At 35.6% G+C, this 781-nt stretch carries 1 protein-coding gene; it reads left to right on the top strand.

Features of this window, described 5'->3' with window-relative positions; all coding sequences use genetic code 11:
• Nucleotides 1–148: 148 nt before the first annotated feature.
• On the top strand, nt 149–607 hold the full coding sequence (locus ACTXGO_RS15200; protein WP_443542691.1) for a hypothetical protein: 459 nt from the start codon (nt 149–151) through the stop codon (nt 605–607).
• Nucleotides 608–781: the final 174 nt, after the last annotated feature.

Genomic DNA, 781 nt, shown 5'->3' with positions numbered 1-781 from the left:
CATCACGATTTAGTCAGAAACTGCGAGAGAACCCAGCGATTGAGTCTGTGTTGAATAAAATAAGCGGTGTGGTGTTTGTTGGTTTGGGAGTTAGATTGCTTACTGCAAAGGGTTAATATGACTGGAATACGTAGTAGAGAAAATAATAATGAACGATGATACTAAGCAAAAATTTATTTTGTTACTCGAAGAGCTACTTAACACTAAATGCTCAACGCCAAGAGAAATAGAAATAGGCCTTGAACTAAGTAAACTGTCTCCCGACCCTTTCTGGAGTGATTATATATTCTGGAGTGATAAGTATGTAAATGATGATGGCAATGTAAAATACGAGAAATTGTTTGATAAAATTTCTGATTATCCGAATTCTTACGAATATAAAACAAAGAGTCGAATTTTAGAGCTGGCCCAAAAACTGATTATTAGAGATTTCTCTGATGATAGTGAAGTTGACATAGTAAACGAAATAAATAAATTATCGCCTAATATCAGCTGGACGAACTGCCTTTTCGTCGATAAAACCTGCTTGAACAATGACGGTAACATCGATAAAGAAAAGTTCTTAAATAAAATATTTAATGAGAGCTGGAATGAGAATTTCAGATGAGTTAATTAAATAGATCTTCAGATATTTGCTCTCTCTTTTCTCATATAATAAAAAGCCCAGTCCCCTACTCTAAGCGGGATTGGGCTTTTCATCATTATAGCTCTAATTAATCATTACGCAGCGTCTTTACTCTCCGCAGCGAGCTGACGTAGTACATAATGCAATACCCCGCCA

This window comes from Psychrobacter sp. T6-1 (genome assembly GCF_052258445.1).
This window is presented reverse-complemented; position numbering and strand designations above follow the sequence as displayed.